We start from the raw sequence: 15,602 nt of genomic DNA, 5'->3' as shown, positions 1-15,602 counted from the left end.
TTACTCCAGTCCTTCTTCAACCAGTTCGCTGGCACGCAGCAGCGCCCGCGCCTTGGCTTCGGTTTCTTTCCATTCCAGTTCGGGCACCGAGTCGGCCACCACGCCAGCCGCGGCCTGCACATACAGCGTCTGGTCCTTGATGATGCCGGTGCGAATCGCAATCGCCACGTCCATGTCGCCGGCATAGCTGAGGTAGCCGCAGGCGCCGCCGTACAGGCCGCGCTTGGTCGGCTCCAACTGGTCAATCAGCTCCATCGCATGCACTTTCGGCGCGCCGGTCAGCGTGCCGGCCGGAAATGTCGCCCTGAGCACATCCATGCTGGTCATGCCGTCGTTCAGGATGCCTTCGACGTTGCTGACGATGTGCATCACATGGCTGTAGCGCTCGACGGCGAAGGCTTCGGTCACCTTCACCGTGCCGGTCTTGGCGATGCGGCCGATGTCGTTGCGCGCCAGATCGATCAGCATGACGTGTTCGGCGCGCTCCTTCGGGTCGTTGATGAGTTCGTGCTCGGCGGCCTTGTCGGCTTCCAGCGACGAGGCGCGCGGCCGGGTGCCGGCCAACGGGCGAATGGTGATTTTCTGGCCCGCTTCCACCTGCTCCTGGCGCACCAGGATTTCGGGCGAGGCGCCGACCACATGGAAATCGCCGAAATGGTAGTAGTACATGTAGGGCGACGGATTGAGCGAGCGCAGCGCCCGGTACAGCGACAGCGGCGACTCGGTGTAGCGCTTCTTGATGCGCTGGCCGACCTGCACCTGCATGAAGTCGCCGCCTTCGATCAGCTTTTTGGCGCGCTCCACGGCGGCAATGTAGTCGGCCTTGGCGAATTCCCGCTCGGCCGGGTAGCCTTGACTCGGTTTCACGCTGGGCGCGCTGACCGAATACTTGAGCTGCTCCTTGAGTTCGCGCAGGCGCTTCTTGGCGTTGGCATAGGCTTCGGGCCGGGCCGGGTCGGCATAGACGATCAGGTAGAGCTTGCCCGACAGGTTGTCGATCACCGCCAGTTCCTCGCATTGCAGCAGCAGGATGTCGGGGCAGCCCAGCGTGTCGGGCGGGCAGGAGGCCTCTAACTTTTTCTCGATGTAGCGCACCGCGTCGTAGCCAAAATAGCCCGCCAGGCCGCCGCAAAAACGCGGCAGGCCGGGCCGTAGCGCGACCTTGAAGCGCTTCTGGTAGTCGCTGATGAAGTCCAGCGGATTGACGCGGGAGGTTTCAACCACCTGACCATCGGTCACGACCTCGGTCAGCGCCTCAAGGCCAAAGCCCGACGAGCGCAGCAGCGTTCTGGCCGGCAGGCCGATGAAGCTGTAGCGGCCGAAGCGCTCGCCGCCGACGACGGATTCGAGCAAAAAGCTGAATTTGCCGCCGTCCCTGGCGTTGGCCAGCTTGAGGTAGAGCGACAGCGGGGTCTCCAGGTCGGCGAATGCTTCGAGCATCAGCGGAATGCGGTTGTAGCCTTGCGCCGCGAGGCTTTTAAATTCGAGTTCGGTAATCACGATAGATCCTTTACCGGAAGACGATGCGATTCAGAAATGCCGTCTTCCGTCATTCAAAACGCCCCGAAGTCCGGGGCCGGGATGCTCTTGCGTGGCGCAAAAGCGCATCAATTCGGGAGGAAGCCGCCTGGAGGGCAATGCAGGCTCAGGGCAATGAGCGGTGCGGGGCCTCAGGCGTGCCGTGAATGACAGGGACGCCAAAGCCAGGCTCCCCGGCTGGTACCAGCTGTTTGAACGATGTGTTGAATGGACATGTTGGCCAAAGTGTAGCAAAGAGCCGCTGCAACCCGGCGCAGCGCTGAAAAAATCACCTGCGGCAGATCACGCCAGCCGCCACTAGCGCAAACACCTCTTGCAAAGAAACGGGTTCAGGCTCCAAAATGGCTTTATAAAAAAGAACGACCGTTCTATTTAAAAACTTACCTGGAGACATGGATGACTCTTTCAAAGCGCTGCATGACGGTCCTGACAGGCTGGCTGCTGTCAGTCAGCATTCAGGCCGCACCGATTGACATGGCAGGCATCAGGCTGGCCGACCCGATTGACCTGAGCGGCGCCAAACTGCAGCTCAATGGCGCCGGCATTCGCTACAAGGCCGTCTTCAAGGTCTATGTCGCGGCCCTTTACCTGGACAAAAAGGCGGCGACTCCGGAGGAGGTTTACGCCACTTCGGGTCCCAAGCGCATCAGCATCACGCTGCTGCGCGAGATCGATTCCAATGAACTCGGCAAGAGCTTTACCAAGGCGTTCGAGGAAAACGCGCCCAGGACAGAGATGTCCAGGCTGATTCCGGGTCTGATCAAGATGGGTCAGGTTTTTTCAGCCCTGAAAACAATGCCGGCGGGCGAAAACTTCACCATCGACTGGGTTCCGGGAACGGGCACGGTGATTTCGGTCAAGGGCAAGCCGCAGGGCGAGCCGATCAAGGAGGCCGAATTCTTCAACGCCATGATGCGCATCTGGCTGGGCACCAAGCCGGCCGACTGGAAACTCAAGGACGAGCTGCTGGGCAAGGCATCCTGAAGCCGCCATGGCCCCTGCGGCCTTTGCCTATGTCAGCGCCGGTCTAACAGTTCCGCCAGCGAGTCCACAAAGCCGTCGGCATCCACCGCGCGCACCGGCTCGCCATGGTTGTAGCCATAGGTCACCAGCAGCACCGGACAGCCCGCAGCCCGCGCCGCCCGGGCGTCGTTGCTGGAGTCGCCAATCATCAGGGTGCGCGCCGGCAGCGTTCCCAGGAACTCGCAGGCCTTGCGCAGCGGCAGCGGGTCGGGCTTTTTGCGCTCGAACGAATCGCCGCCAAAGACCTCGCAGAAAAACCCGTCCAGGCCCTTGAGCTTGAGCAGCGAACGCGCAAAGGACAGCGGCTTGTTGGTCAGGCAGACGAGTTTGAGCCCGGTTTTTTGCAGGCTGCGCAGCCCTTCCAGCACGCCGGGGTAAAGGTTTGCATGCTGGCCGTTGATGGCCGCATAGTGCTGCTGGTAGCTGGCCTGGGCGCGGTCGTAATGCGCTACCAAATCAATAGCTGTATATGCCCGCCCTGATTGCGAAAACACATGATTCAGCACTGATTTCACCAGATGCTCGGAGCCTTTGCCGACCATGCGGCTGACGGTGGTGGAGTCCAGTGCCGCGCGGCCAGACCCTGGGGCAGCACCTCTGCCAGCATCAAATCGAGCGCCACCACGAAGTCGCCCATGGTATCGACCATCGTGCCGTCGAGATCGACGATGGCCGCGTCGTACCGGCCGTGGTTCAAGAAAATAGAGTTCACGCAAAAAATCAATGAAGTTCAAAAAAGCCACGGAAACCAGATCGATTTCAGGGAATGGAGTCCAAAAATTTTAACGTGTCACGCCGTTTGCTACGACGGTGAAGACATGTGCTCATCCCGGCGGACAAACGCGCGCCGGCGATGGAGTTGCGCTTCATGGCTGCGCCTCGGGGTAGAGGTGATGAGTCCGGCCAAACAGCCGCGCCAGTCCCAGCAGCGCATTGATATGGGGGGTGGGCACGTTCAGGCGCTGGCCCATCTCGTGCACCGCGGTGACGATGCTGTCGAGTTCAATGTCGCGCCCGGCTTCAGCGTCCTGCAGCATGGAGGTTTTGAACGCCCCGAGCCTGGCCGTGACCGCGTGGCGGTCTTCCGGGTTTTGCGTGATGTTGCAGCCGATGTGCCGGCCAATGGCGGCGGCCTCGCGCATGGCGCTGGAACAGAACTCGCGCACCAGCGGGTCGGCCAGCAGGCGGTCGATGGTGGCGCCGGTGATGGCCGACACCGGGTTCATGGTCAGGTTGCCCCAGAGCTTGAACCAGATGTCGTAGCGCACATTCGGTGACACGGTGACATCAAAGCCCGCGCCACTGAGCAGCGCGCCCACGCGCGTGGCCCGGGCCGATTCGCCGCCCGCCGCCTCGCCGAGGATCAGGCCCTGGCCCATGATGTGATTCACGATGCCGGGCGCGCCACGGCTGGAGCTGGCATGCACCACGCAGCCCAGCACATGCGGCAAGGGAATGCGCCTGGCAAGCTTGCCGCCGGGGTCCACGCTTTGCAGCGGCGCATCGCCCAGGGCCGTGCCCATGCCAAACCACCACGGCACGCCGTTCATGGCGGGCAGCACCACCGTATCGGGACCGATCAGCTCAGCAATGGTGGGCGCGAGTTGCGGCAGCACCGGCCCCTTGAGCGCGACGATCACCAAGTCCTGCCGGCCCAGCTCGGCGGCGGTGTCCGAAACCCTGGCGGGCGCTTGAAGCAACTGGCCGCCCTGATGCAGGCGCCAGCCGTGCTCGCGCATTGCGGCGAGTGTGGCGCCCTGCGCGAGGGCGCTGACATCGCATTGCCCGGCCGCAGCCAGGCGCGCGCCGATGAAGCCGCCTATGGCACCGACGCCCACGATGGCGACCTTCATGGCTTCACTCCTTTGGCGGCGGCGGCATAGTTGTCCTTGAAGCGCTCGGGCACCCGTTCATCAAAACCAAACGCCACGCGGCGCACCTCGGGGCTGTCGGTGGGCTGGTGCCCCACGCCCAGGGCCGAGGCGCGCGGCGCGGGAATCGCCACCACCGTGCCTGCCAGGCGCCCCAGCCCGGTGATCTCGCACTCCACCAGGTCGCCCGGATCGACCGAGCGCGAGTGGCACGGCGTACCCATCAAAATCACGTCGCCGGGCAGCAGCGTGATGTGGCGGGCAATGTCGGCAATCACGTAGTGCGGCCCCCAGATGGTCTCGTCGCCGATGTGGGCTTCCTGCACCACCAGCCCATTGCGGTAGGTGCGCAGGGTCTGCTCGAACAGGTTGACGCCCTTGACGATGCCGGGGCCGATGGGCAGCAGGGTGTCGGCGCCCTTGACGCGCAGCATGCTGCCCTGGTCGGTGTCGCGGTAGTTTTGCAGGCCCATGTCCAGCGCCGGGCAAAAGCCCTCGATATAGTCCCAGGCTTCGTCGGGCAGCACGTTGCGGCAGGTCTTGCCGATGACCACGGCGTACTCGCCCTCGTAGTTCAGGTACAGGCTGTCGGCCGGTTTCAGGATTTCGCAGCCATGGCCGTTGACCGAGGTCGGCGGCTTGGTGAAGTAGGTCGGCGTTTCGGTCGGCTTGGGACTATTGCGCGTCTCGAAGCTGCGCGAGCTGTAGGAGATGTGCACGGCGATGATCTTGCTGGGCGCCACCGGCGGCAAATGCTGCGCCTCGGCCGGGTTCACCACGCGGCTGTCGTCCAGGCGCAGCAGGCCCTGGTCGGCGCCGTCTTCGATGATCGTGCCCCAGCAGGCGCTGCCGCCTACCAGCACGCGGCGGCGCTCCACGCGCGGGCCGCGCATCACGGCCGGGAGTTCTTTCAGGGGGAATTCGAAGTTCATGCGGTCTCCTGGTCAAACCAGATGTGGATGTTTCCGGTGCCGCGTGCGTTTTCATAGGCTGACAACGCTTCGCCCTTGGCCCGGCAAGCCGCCCCGCCCATGGCACCCAGCATCTGCAGGTAGTGCGCGCCAAAGGCTTCCCACGGCATCTTTCGGTACTCGTCCTGCCAGCGCTCCAGCACGCTGTCGTGGCGGCCTTGCTCCATCAGCGCGATGGCGCCCTTGTCGCTGGCGATGTTCTCGGGCCGCGACACATTGCTCTCGTGGAAGATGCGCGGATGGTTCGGTTTCCAGTCAATCGGGTTGAACTTGTGGCTCAGCGCGCCGGACGCCAGCAGCACCACGCGCAAGCCGCTGCGGCGGATGGCCTCGCCGATGGACTCGCCTGACTGCAGAAAGTGCGGCCAGTCGCAGTTCTGGCAGGAGCTGACGGTAACGACGGGGATGTCCGCCAGTTCCAGGCCCAGTTGCTTGACCAGGTTGATGGTGGCGTACTGCCGGCCCAACTCGGGGTGGTTGATGGCGCGGTTGTAGCCGCCCTGCTCCCTGGACACGGCTTCAATCGCCAGCGCCAGCTCGGGGTGGCCGCGGTAGTCGTAAGGCACGCCGTGCAGATACCAGGGCATTTCGTCCGAAATGTAGCTGCCCTGGTAGCGCGCCGCGCCGTCCACCATGTGATAGCCGGTGGTGAACCAGTGCGAGTCGAGGATCATCACCACATCGGGCTTGGCGGCGGCGATTTTCTCGCGCAGCCGGGCATAGCCGGGGATGAGGTCGGAGTCCGAGCCCGCGCCCATCAGCACGCGAAATTCCTCGCATTGCATCAGGCCGGGGTGGTGTGAAACCAGGGCTGCGCCCACGATATGTCCCATGAAATACTCCTTATTTGATAGCTGTCCGTGCATGCTGTACCTGCGTAAATAGCTGTTTTTGCATGAAAAATCTCAGCGCTGGCTGAAACTGGCGCGGAAGGGCTTTTTCGGCACCACCACGTCCTTGATGTCGCAGAAGAATTCAAAGCTCCAGTCGCCGCCTTCGCGGCCCACACCTGAGCGCTTGATGCCGCCAAACGGCGCGGCCAGGTCGCGGATGCCGAAGCTGTTGACCCAGATGAAGCCGGTGCGCACCTGCTGCGCAATCGCCGTGGCGTGCGCCACCTCGCCGTAGCAGACGCCGCCCAGGCCGTAGTCGGTGCCGTTGGCCATGGCGACCAGCTCCTCATCGCTGTCGAAGGTTTGCAGGGTCAGCACCGGGCCGAAGACCTCGTTCTGCACGATCTCGCTGTCCTGGCGCAGATTCGTCAGCATGGTCGGCTGGTAATACTGCGCGCCGAAGGGATGCGGCGCGCCGCCCCACAGCAGCTCGGCGCCGTCGGCCAGCGCGCATTCGACAAAGCCCTGCACGCGCTCGACCTGGCGCGGGTGGATGATGGGGCCGACCTCGGTGGCGGCGTCGCGCGGATCGCCGACCTTGAGCTTGTCCACATAGCCGCGCATCGCGGCCACAAACGCGTCGCGCACCTGGCTGTGCACCAGAAAGCGCGTGCCCGCCAGGCAGACCTGGCCGGCGTTGCGGTACATCAGCGCGCCGGTGGCGGCGGCGTTGTCGATGTCGGCGTCTTGCAGCACGATGAAGGGCGACTTGCCGCCGAGTTCCAGGCTGCAGGGCACGAGATTCGCGCCGGCCGCCTGGGCAATCCATTTGGCGGTGGGCACCGAGCCGGTAAACGACACACGCGCCAGACGCGGGTCAGACACCAGCTTGGCGCCGGTGTTGGCGCCGCTGCCCTGCACGATGTTGAACACGCCCGGCGGCAGCCCGGCGGCATGGGCGCAGTCGGCCAGCAGGCTGCTGGTCAGCGGCGCCCACTCGGGCGGCTTGACGATCACCGTGTTGCCCGCCGCCAGCGCCGGGCCGAGTTTCCAGGTGGCCAGCATCAGCGGTGCGTTCCACGGCGTGATGATGACGACCACACCCGCCGGGTCGTGGCGCACGAGATGGGTGGCCTGCTCGGTCTCGATGGGGCGGTCTTGCAGCGTCAGCGCGTGCTCGGCGAACCAGCTGATGTTGAGCATGGCGCGCGGCACCACACCGTGCGCCATGCGCGACAGCAGCACGCCGGCGTCGGTCGATTCGAGCTGGCAGAAGGCCTCGGCGCGCTGGCCGATTTCAAAGGTAAAGCGGTCCAGGTAAGGCTTGCGCTCGACGGCTGTCAGGGCCGACCAGGCCGGAAAGGCGTTTTGCGCTGCGGCGATGGCGGCCTGCACCTGCTCGGCCCCGCCTTCGCAGACCTGGCCCAGCAGGCTTTGGTCAATCGGGCTGTGCAGGTCAAAACGCGGGCTGGAGGCCACGCGCTGGCCGTTGATGTAGTGCAGCGGCGAGACGCTGTGGCCCGCCACGGTGAGGTTTTCTGTCAACACGGTTTGCTCCTTAATTAATAGCTGCTTGCGCAGACAGGGTGTGCGGAAAAGGCCGATTTGATTCAAATTTCAGCAGTTTTCCGGGGTTCATCAGCCCCAGCGGGTCCAGCGCCTGCTTGATGCGCCGCATCAGCTGCAGCTCCAGCGGCGACTTGTAGCGGGCCGACTCGTCGCGGCGCAGCACGCCCAGGCCGTGCTCGGCCGAGATCGAACCGTCGAACGCGTGTACCGCGTCGTGCACCAGCCGGCTCAACGGGCCTTCCAGCGCCACAAACGCGGCCGCGTGCTCCGGCCCGGTGCGGCCCGCCGAACTGTCGAGGCCGGCCTGTTGGGCCGGGGGCGAGACGTTGTAGTGCAGGTTGCCGTCGCCCAGGTGGCCGAACACCACCAGCCGCACTTCGGGAAACGCGCTGGCGATGGCCGCATCGGCCCTGGCCACGAATTCGGGGATGCGCGAAATCGGCAGCGCGATGTCGTGCTTGATGGTCTTGCCCTCGGCGCCCTGCGCTTCGGAGATGTTCTCGCGCAGCGCCCACAGCGCCTCGAACTGGGCCAGGCTGGTGGAAAGCGCGGCGTCCGTCACCCATTCGCTTTCCATGGCGGCCTCCAACAGGCCTTCCATGGCTTGTGCGGCCTGTGCCTCGTCCGTGGTGGCGGACAACTCCAGCAGCACATACCAGGGCGAAGCCTCGGCCAGCGGGCGGCGCGTGCCGGGGATGTGCTGCAGCACCAGGTCCATGCAGGTGTCGCTGAGGATTTCAAATGCCGTGAGGCCCGCGCCCAGGCGGGCTTGCGCCAGGGTCAGCAGATCCAGCGCCTGTTGCGGGCTGGGCACGGCCACCAGCGCCACCACCTGCGCGGCGGGCAGCGGGAACAGCTTGAGCGCGGCGGCGGTGATCACGCCCAGCGTGCCCTCCGAGCCGATGTACAGGTCGCGCAGGTCGTAGCCGGTGTTGTCCTTGCGCAGGGTGCGCAGGCCGTTCCACAGCTCGCCCTCGGCCGTCACCACCTCCAGCCCCAGGCACAACTCGCGGGCGTTGCCGTAGCGCAGCACCTGCACGCCGCCGGCGTTGGTGGCCAGGTTGCCGCCTATGGTGCAGCTGCCCTCGGCCGCCAGGCTCAGCGGGAACAGGCGCCCGGCGTTCTTGGCCGCCTCCTGCACCTGCAGCAGGGTCACGCCGGCCTCGGCCACGAGGGTGTTGTTCAGGGGGTCGATGGCGCGTATCCGGTTCAGGCGGGTTAACGACAAAACAACCGGCAACGACTGTGGCTGGGCAACCCCGCCGCCGGGCCGCCCCAAGGCGGGGTTCGCCCCCTCGGGGGGCAGTGAGGACACGCCAGTGCCGAGCGTGGGGGCCATATTCGGCACCGAGCCGCCCGACAAGCCGGTGTTGCCACCCTGCGGCACCACCGGCACGCGATGGGCGTGGCACCAGGCGACGACTCTCGCCACCTCTTCGGCGTTGTCGGGCTGCGCCACGGCCAGCGCCTGGCCGGTCCACTTGCCGCGAAAGTCGGTCAGGAAAGGAGCCGCGTCCGCCCCGGTGAGCAGGCGGCCGCTGAAGGCGGCGCGCAGGGATTCGAGCAGCATGTCAGTACGCCCCGCCAGCGGCCGGCACCGGCGCAGCATTTTTAAACTGCGCCGCCAGCGCGGCAGTCGCCCGCACCAGCAAGGAGGTGTCCACCCCCACCGCGACAAAGCGCGCGCCCAGCGCCAGGTAGTGCCGCGCCAGCGCTTCGTCGGCGCACAGGATGCCCGGCGCCTTGCCGGCGTGCAGGATGCGGCCAATGGACTGGTCGATGGCAGCGCGCACTTGCGGGTGCGCGGGCTGGCCCAGGTAGCCCATGGAGGCCGACAAATCGGCCGGGCCGATGAACACGCCATCCACCCCCTCGACCGCCGCAATCGCGTCGATCTGCTGCAAGGCGGCCAGCGATTCGACCTGCACCAGCAGGCAGACGCGCTGATTGGCCTCGTGCAGGTAGTTCGGATAGCGCGACCAGCGCGCCGAGCGGGCGATGGCGCTGCCCACGCCGCGCACGCCCTGCGGCGGGTAGCGCATGGCGCGCACCAGCGCAGTCGCCTGCTCGGCCGATTCGACCATGGGCACCAGCAAGGTGGTGGCGCCGATGTCCAGCACCTGCTTGATCAGCGCCGCGTCGCCGTGCGGAACCCGCACCACCGGGTGCGTCGGGTAAGCCGCCACGCTTTGCAGCGCGCCCAGCAGGCTGCGCAGGTCGTTGGGCGCGTGCTCGCCGTCGAGCAGCAGCCAGTCGAAGCCACTGCCCGCGCAGAGTTCAGCCGCATAGGGGTCGGCCAGGGCCTGCCACAGACCGATTTGCGCTTCGCCACGGGCCAGGGCCTGCTTGAATAAATTGTCAGGAGTTTGCATGGGTTGGTGCCTTACATGAAGCGAAAGGAGATCGCGCCCAGCGGGCCGTAGTCGGCGTGGAAGGTGTCGCCCGCCGCCCCGGCCACCGGGCGCGTGAAGGAGCCGCCCAGCACCACCTCGCCCGCCGCCAGGCCCTCGCCATGGGCGCTGAGCTTGTTGGCCAGCCAGGCGACGCCGTTGGCCGGATGGTTCAGCACGGCGGCGGCCAGGCCGCTTTCCTCGATCACGCCGTTCTTGTAGAGCAGCGCGCCGCTCCAGCGCAGGTCCACCGCGTCGGGCCTGACCGGGCGCCCGCCCATCACGATGCCGGCATTGGCGGCGTTGTCGGCGATGGTGTCGAGCACGGTGCGCGGGGCTTGGGTCACGCGGTCGAGTTGCTCGATGCGGGCGTCGATGATCTCCAGCGCGGGCACCACGTAGTCGGTGGCGGCCAGCACGTCAAAAATCGTCACGTTCGGGCCGCGCAAGGGCTTGCCGAGGATGAAGGCCAGCTCGACCTCGACGCGCGGCAGGATGAAGCGCTGCAGCGGGATGTCGGCGCCTTCGGCGAACAGCATGTCATCCAGCATGGCGCCGTAGTCGGGCTCGGTGATCTGCGAGGAAATCTGCATGGCGCGCGAGGTCAGGCCGATCTTGTGGCCCAGAATCTTGCGGCCCTCGCCCAGCTTGATCTGCACCCAGGCGCGCTGGATGGCGTAGCTGTCGGCGATCTCCATGCCGGGGTAGCGCCTGGAGAAATGCCCGACCTGCACGCGGGTCTTTTCCGCCTGGTGCAGCTCGCGGGCCAGGGCCTGGTGGATATCGGGGGTCAGCATGCCGGTGTCTCCTTGCTAGTTTTGGGCATCAAGAGCGCCGCAGTTTGCAGGAGGTCGCGCACGGCAACAAACGATAAATATTGCTCTATTGCTTAGGTTTTCTTCATAATCAGCCCATGTCCTTGCCCCGCTACACCCTGCGCCAGCTCGATGCCTTCGTCACCGTGGCCGATGTGCTGAGCTTTACCGCCGCCGCCGACCGGCTGGCGCTGACGCCTTCGGCAGTCAGCCAGTTGGTGGTCGAGCTGGAGTCCAGCCTGGGCTTCAGGCTGTTCGACCGCAGCACGCGCAAGGTCGCGTTGTCGGCGGCGGGCAAGGAGTTCTGCGGCTCGGCCCAGACCGTGCTCAGGCACCTGCGCCTGGCCGAAGTGGCCGCCTCCGACCTGCGCAACCGGGCCGCCGGGCTGGTGCGGGTGGCGGCCCCGATGGTGATTGCCAGCGCCATCCTGCCGCCCCTCATCCAGGCCTACAGCCAGGACCGCCCCAAGCTCGTCGTGCGCATCCGCGACGCGGCGGTGGAGCAGCTTACCGACATGGTGGCCAGCGGCGAGGTCGATCTGGCCGTCGGCCCGGACCGCCAGAGCAGCGACAACGTGCTGCGCACCAGCCTGTTCAGCAGCCCCTGGGTGTTGTGGTGCGCCAAAGGCCATCCGCTGGCGGCCAAGCGGGTGCTGCAATGGAGCGATTTGCGCCCGCATGCGCTGGTCACGGCGGGGCGCGACCACGAACTCAGCGTGGCGCAAATGAGCGCGGGCCTGCCAGACGTCGAGCGCATCAGCCCGCACGATGTGGTGGACAACATCTCCACGGCGCTCGGCCTGGCCGCCGCAGGCCTGGCCGCCACGCTGTCGCCCGCCTACGTCGCGCCCTGGGCCAAGCGCCAGGGCCTGGTGATGCGCCGCATCGTGGAGCCCGAGGCCATGCGCCAGGTCTGCCTGTACCGGCCGGCGCACCGGGTGGCGTCGCCCGCGACCGAGGGCTTTGCGGAGTACCTGGTGGAGCGGCTCAAAAAACCGTTGTCGCCGGCCTAGCGGCGAACCGGCAATGCATTGAGCGGAATGCGCAGGTAGGCAATGCCGTTGTCGTCGGGCGGCGGCATCTGCCCGGCGCGCACGTTGACCTGGATCGACGGCAGGATCAGCGTCGGCATCTCCAGCGCGCTATCGCGGGCGGTGCGCATGGCGACAAATTCGTCTTCGCCGATGCCGTCGCGCACATGGATGTTGCGGGCGCGCTGCTCGGCCACCGTGGTTTGCCATTCGGGTTCGCGCGATGCCGGCGGGTAGTCGTGGCAGACGTAGATCACGGTTTGCGGCGGCAGTTGCAGGATGCGGTGGATGGAGCGGTAGAGCTGATGGGCATCGCCGCCCGGGAAATCAGCGCGGGCCGTGCCCACGTCGGGCATGAACAGCGTGTCGCCGACAAACACCGCGCCCTCGACCCGGTACGCCATGTCGGCCGGTGTGTGGCCCGGCACGAGCAGGGCCGTGGCCTCGACCCCGCCGATCATGAAGGTCTCGCCGTCCTTGAACAGATGGTCGAACTGCTTGCCGTCGGGCATGAAGCTGCGTTCAAAGTTGAACATCCTGCTGAAGACCGTCTGCACATCGCGGATGTGCTCGCCGATGGCAATGCGCCCGCCGATGCGCTGCTGCAGGTATTGCGCGCCCGACAGGTGGTCGGCATGGGCATGGGTTTCAAGAATCCAGTCCAGCTGCAGGCGGTTTTCCTGCACATAGGCCAGCACCCGGTCAGCCGAACCGGTGTGGGTGTGGCCGGACTTGAAATCGTAGTCGAGCACCGGGTCAATCACCGCCGCGTGGCGGCTGGCCTTGTCCCAGACCACATAGGTGACGGTCCAGGTGATGGGATCGAAAAAAGCCTGGGTGGCGGTTTGGGCGTGCATGTGAACCTCTTCAATGTATTGCTTGATATTATATTGATTGATATAATGAAGTCAACTTAAACCTTGCAAGCACCCTGATGACACTCGCCCACCCCGTGATTGATACCGATACCTTGCGCCAGGGCGCGGCCCAGGCGGTTGCCGCCCTGAAGCTGCTGGCCAATGAAGACCGGCTGCTGCTGCTGTGCCAGCTCTCGCAAGGCGAGATGTGCGTCAGCGAACTGGAGGCGCAACTGGGCATCCGCCAGCCGACGCTGTCGCAGCAACTCGGCGTGCTGCGCGCCGAAGGCGTGGTGAACACCAGGCGCCAGGGCAAGAACATCTACTACAGCGTGGCCGACCCGGCCATGCTGGACATCGTGGCGGTGCTGCATCGCCTTTACTGCCCGAAGGAGGCATCATGATGATTGACTGGACTGCTTTCACGCCGTGGCCGGCCCTGGCCGGCGGCGCCCTGATCGGGCTGGCTGCCGCCCTGTTCCTGCTGCTCAACGGACGCATTGCCGGCATCAGCGGCGTGCTGGGCGGACTGCTCAAGCCCGTCAAGGGCGACATCGCCTGGCGGGCGGCATTCGTGCTCGGCCTGGTCGGCGCGCCGCTGGTGTACGGGCTGTTCCAGCGGCTGCCCGTGCCACAGATTGATGCGGATTACGCCGCCCTCATCGCCGCCGGCCTGCTGGTCGGCGTGGGAACGCGCTACGGCTCGGGCTGCACCAGCGGGCACGGTGTCTGCGGCCTGGCTCGACTGTCGCCGCGCTCGCTGGTCGCCACCGCCTGCTTCATGGCAGCCGGCTTTGCCACCGTGTTCGTGATTCGGCATCTCTTCAAAATCTAAGGAACCGCCATGCTTGCATTCACTTCCCTGCTCGCCGGCCTGGTGTTTGGTATCGGCCTGATGATTTCCGGCATGGCCAATCCGGCCAAGGTGCTGGGTTTCCTCGACCTGTCCGGGCGCTGGGATCCGTCGCTGGCCCTGGTGATGGGCGGGGCGGTCGCCGTGAGCGCTGTGGCGTTTTCAATCGCCCGCAGGCGCAACGCGTCGCTGCTGGGCGCCGCCCTGAAGCTGCCGACGGCGCGCCAAATCGACCGCCGGCTGGTCATCGGCAGCACGCTCTTCGGCATCGGCTGGGGCATCGCCGGCTTCTGTCCCGGGCCGGCGCTGGTCGCACTGGGCATGGGCGAGGCCAAGGCGGTGGTCTTCGTGGTCGCCATGCTCGCCGGCATGGGCCTGTTCGAACTGGTCGAATGGAAAAAGCAGTCGCCAGCCCTGCGCACCCGCTGAGATCAAGGCATGACAAGCACCGCCACCTGGCTGGCCGCAGTCGCGACCGTGGCCACACTGCTTCTGTATGAAGCTGCTGTTGTGCTGGCGCAGCGGCACACACCGGAACGCCTGGCCAGAAGCGCCCATGCCTCGCTTCGCGAAGAATGGTTCACGGCGGTCTCCGGGCATCCAGGCTCGGAAATCCTCGCCGTGCAGACGCTGCGCAATTCACTGATGTCGGCCACCATGACCGCCTCCACGGCAGTGCTGGGGCTGATGGGAACGGTCACGCTGGCCGCACCCTATCTGCGGTCCAGCCTGGGCGATGCAGGCGCCGGCGGGCTGGCCTTCACGCCACGGCTGGCCCTCGAACTGATGCTGATGACGCTGCTGTTTGCCTCGCTGGTGTGCTCGGCGATGGCCGTGCGTTACTACAACCATGCCAGTTTCATTTGCGCGATGCCGGTCGGCTCGGCGCCAAGGCAGCGCTGGTCAGCCTCGGGCACGGCCTATGTACGCCGGGCCGGACTGCTGTACAGCTGGGGGCTTCGCCACCTGGTGATGGTGGCGCCCATTGTGGTGTTCATCGTTCATCCGTTCGCCGGCCCGGTCGCGGCCATCGTGGTGGTGGCGGTGCTGCGCAGCTTTGACCGCGTAAGCAGCGCCAGCGCAGCCTCATCCGACCTTGCGTAACCCGGAATGTCCTGGCGCGGTTCAGGCCTGCAGCGCCCCGCGCATCGCGTCAATCACCGCCTTGTAATCGGGCTTGCCGAAAATCGCGCTGCCGGCCACGAAGGTGTCGGCGCCCGCGTCGGCCACCCGGCGGATGTTGTCAATCTTGATGCCGCCATCGACTTCCAGGCGAATGTCACGGCCCGACGCGTCGATGCGCTTTCTCGCCTGCTCGATCTTGCGCAGCGCCGAGTCGATGAAACTCTGGCCGCCAAAGCCGGGGTTGACGCTCATGATCAAAATCAGGTCGATGTCGTCAATCGTCCAGTCCAGCACGTCCAGCGGCGTGGCCGGGTTGAACACCAGCCCGGCCTTGCAGCCCTTGGCCTTGATGGCCTGCACGCTGCGGTGCACATGGCTTGACGCTTCGGGGTGAAAGCTGATCAGGTCGGCGCCGGCATCGGCAAAGGCGGCGGCCAGGCTGTCAACGGGCTGCACCATCAGGTGCACGTCAATCGGCACGGCCGTGCCGTCGGCGCGCTTGGCGTGCGGCTTGAGCGCCTGACAAATCATCGGACCGAAGGTCAGGTTCGGCACGTAATGGTTGTCCATCACGTCAAAGTGAATCCAGTCGGCGCCGCCGGCAATGACGGCTTTCAGCTCGTCACCCAGGCGGGCAAAATCGGCTGACAACAGGGAGGGGGCAATGCGGTAAGTGGGCAGGGTTTTAGGCATGCGCAGGATTGTCGCAGCAAGCGGGCGCTACA

At 65.8% G+C, this 15,602-nt stretch carries 16 protein-coding genes and 1 pseudogene; 6 read left to right on the top strand and 11 right to left on the bottom strand.

The genetic code is table 11. The annotated features are described in order from the left end of the window. On the bottom strand, positions 1–1,500 hold the full coding sequence (gene trpE / locus ABLV49_RS02860; protein WP_349280109.1) for an anthranilate synthase component I: 1,500 nt from the start codon (positions 1,498–1,500) through the stop codon (positions 1–3). Between the two features lie 435 nt (positions 1,501–1,935). Here trpE and ABLV49_RS02855 point away from each other — a divergent pair, with 435 nt between their 5' ends. Then, complete coding sequence (locus ABLV49_RS02855; RefSeq protein WP_349280108.1) at positions 1,936–2,523, top strand: chalcone isomerase family protein; 588 nt, start codon at positions 1,936–1,938, stop codon at positions 2,521–2,523. 32 nt (positions 2,524–2,555) lie between these two features. Here the strand turns inward: ABLV49_RS02855 and ABLV49_RS02850 are convergent. From ABLV49_RS02850 to hpaH, 8 genes and pseudogenes are all read right to left on the bottom strand, one after another. After that, a pseudogene (locus ABLV49_RS02850) lies at positions 2,556–3,211 on the bottom strand (HAD-IA family hydrolase). A 217-nt stretch (positions 3,212–3,428) separates the two neighbouring features. Then, positions 3,429–4,415 (bottom strand): 2-dehydropantoate 2-reductase, encoded by a 987-nt coding sequence (locus tag ABLV49_RS02840; protein WP_349280105.1) that lies wholly within the window; start codon positions 4,413–4,415, stop codon positions 3,429–3,431. Then, positions 4,412–5,365 (bottom strand): fumarylacetoacetate hydrolase family protein, encoded by a 954-nt coding sequence (locus tag ABLV49_RS02835; RefSeq protein WP_349280104.1) that lies wholly within the window; start codon positions 5,363–5,365, stop codon positions 4,412–4,414. The genes ABLV49_RS02840 and ABLV49_RS02835 overlap by 4 nt, the downstream gene beginning before the upstream one ends. Continuing rightward, on the bottom strand, positions 5,362–6,237 hold the full coding sequence (locus ABLV49_RS02830; protein ID WP_349280103.1) for an extradiol ring-cleavage dioxygenase: 876 nt from the start codon (positions 6,235–6,237) through the stop codon (positions 5,362–5,364). Before ABLV49_RS02830 ends, ABLV49_RS02835 begins: the two co-directional genes overlap by 4 nt. Positions 6,238–6,309: 72 nt before the next feature. Continuing rightward, positions 6,310–7,785: an aldehyde dehydrogenase family protein gene (locus ABLV49_RS02825; protein ID WP_349280102.1), complete on the bottom strand. Its 1,476-nt coding sequence runs from the start codon at positions 7,783–7,785 to the stop codon at positions 6,310–6,312. A gap of 10 nt (positions 7,786–7,795) precedes the next feature. Then, the gene (locus ABLV49_RS02820) at positions 7,796–9,376 is read right to left on the bottom strand and encodes an FAD-binding oxidoreductase (RefSeq protein WP_349280101.1); all 1,581 of its coding nucleotides are present in this window, start codon (positions 9,374–9,376) and stop codon (positions 7,796–7,798) included. Between the two features lies 1 nt (position 9,377). Continuing rightward, positions 9,378–10,178, bottom strand: a complete 801-nt coding sequence (gene hpaI, locus ABLV49_RS02815) for a 4-hydroxy-2-oxoheptanedioate aldolase (protein WP_349280100.1) — start codon at positions 10,176–10,178, stop codon at positions 9,378–9,380. Between the two features lie 11 nt (positions 10,179–10,189). Further along, the gene (gene hpaH, locus ABLV49_RS02810) at positions 10,190–10,993 is read right to left on the bottom strand and encodes a 2-oxo-hept-4-ene-1,7-dioate hydratase (protein ID WP_349280099.1); all 804 of its coding nucleotides are present in this window, start codon (positions 10,991–10,993) and stop codon (positions 10,190–10,192) included. 116 nt (positions 10,994–11,109) lie between these two features. On the opposite strand from hpaH, the gene ABLV49_RS02805 reads away from it, so the two are divergent. Beyond that, on the top strand, positions 11,110–12,024 hold the full coding sequence (locus ABLV49_RS02805) for a LysR family transcriptional regulator (RefSeq protein WP_349280098.1): 915 nt from the start codon (positions 11,110–11,112) through the stop codon (positions 12,022–12,024). Here the strand turns inward: ABLV49_RS02805 and ABLV49_RS02800 are convergent. Further along, positions 12,021–12,899 (bottom strand): MBL fold metallo-hydrolase, encoded by an 879-nt coding sequence (locus ABLV49_RS02800; protein ID WP_349280097.1) that lies wholly within the window; start codon positions 12,897–12,899, stop codon positions 12,021–12,023. The two genes, ABLV49_RS02805 and ABLV49_RS02800, sit on opposite strands and share 4 nt — an antisense overlap. 77 nt (positions 12,900–12,976) lie before the next feature. Here ABLV49_RS02800 and ABLV49_RS02795 point away from each other — a divergent pair, with 77 nt between their 5' ends. The 4 genes from ABLV49_RS02795 to ABLV49_RS02780 are packed head-to-tail and all read left to right on the top strand — an operon-like array spanning position 12,977 to position 14,856. After that, the gene (locus ABLV49_RS02795; RefSeq protein WP_349280096.1) at positions 12,977–13,303 is read left to right on the top strand and encodes an ArsR/SmtB family transcription factor; all 327 of its coding nucleotides are present in this window, start codon (positions 12,977–12,979) and stop codon (positions 13,301–13,303) included. Further along, a complete protein-coding gene (locus ABLV49_RS02790; RefSeq protein ID WP_349280095.1) occupies positions 13,300–13,734 on the top strand; it encodes a YeeE/YedE family protein in 435 nt (144 codons plus the stop codon). The genes ABLV49_RS02795 and ABLV49_RS02790 overlap by 4 nt, the downstream gene beginning before the upstream one ends. Before the next feature lie 9 nt (positions 13,735–13,743). Further along, positions 13,744–14,181, top strand: coding sequence for a YeeE/YedE family protein (locus ABLV49_RS02785; RefSeq protein ID WP_349280094.1), 438 nt, complete (start codon positions 13,744–13,746; stop codon positions 14,179–14,181). 9 nt (positions 14,182–14,190) lie between these two features. Next, positions 14,191–14,856, top strand: a complete 666-nt coding sequence (locus ABLV49_RS02780) for a DUF599 domain-containing protein (protein WP_349280093.1) — start codon at positions 14,191–14,193, stop codon at positions 14,854–14,856. 21 nt (positions 14,857–14,877) lie between these two features. Here the strand turns inward: ABLV49_RS02780 and rpe are convergent, their stop codons facing one another. Further along, positions 14,878–15,570, bottom strand: a complete 693-nt coding sequence (gene rpe / locus ABLV49_RS02775; protein ID WP_349280092.1) for a ribulose-phosphate 3-epimerase — start codon at positions 15,568–15,570, stop codon at positions 14,878–14,880. Between the last annotated feature and the right edge of the window lie 32 nt (positions 15,571–15,602).

Source organism: Polaromonas hydrogenivorans, from assembly GCF_040105105.1.
Lineage (GTDB): Bacteria > Pseudomonadota > Gammaproteobacteria > Burkholderiales > Burkholderiaceae_C > Polaromonas > Polaromonas hydrogenivorans.
The sequence above is the reverse complement of the archived record's forward strand: the minus strand, read 5'-3'. Positions and strand labels throughout refer to the sequence as shown.